Origin of the sequence: Neisseria sp. P0008.S010, assembly GCF_051962715.1 — a bacterium.
Taxonomy (GTDB): domain Bacteria; phylum Pseudomonadota; class Gammaproteobacteria; order Burkholderiales; family Neisseriaceae; genus Neisseria; species Neisseria elongata.
This window is the reverse complement of record NZ_JBQCVA010000203.1, coordinates 1-360: the sequence shown is the minus strand read 5'-3', so window position 1 is coordinate 360 and position 360 is coordinate 1. Positions and strand designations below refer to the sequence as shown.

The following is a 360-nucleotide window of genomic DNA, read 5'->3' as shown; positions in this document are numbered from 1 at the left end:
AGGAAGCACACCCGATGGATACGCGACAGCAAGTTTTGGGTAGGCTGATTTGTCAAACGCCTGCCCCTGCATCAGGACGTAGCCAGACGGAACGATATCTGATGGCCACGGGATCGGCGCACCTGCCGGAAAGGCCGAATTCTCACCGGCCCCAAGGTATTCAAGAACATCTGCAACGGAATTTTTTGCCAGAATATCCCTGCCAACCTGAGTCAGTTCAGTCAGGCTGGCGGCATCATTTTCCGCAAAATACGGTAATTTATTTTTCGCCGTGGAAAGCCCTGCCAGCGCCGTCAGTGTCGCATTCTTCGGTTGTTTACCCGCAAGCGCGTTAGTCATGGTGGTAGCAAAATCTGGATC

General features: G+C 53.1%; 1 protein-coding gene. It reads right to left on the bottom strand.

Features of this window, described 5'->3' with window-relative positions; all coding sequences use genetic code 11:
• Positions 1–360, bottom strand: a 360-nt coding sequence (locus ACTHSL_RS13225; RefSeq protein ID WP_440381703.1) for a phage tail protein, incomplete at both ends; no start/stop codon positions are given.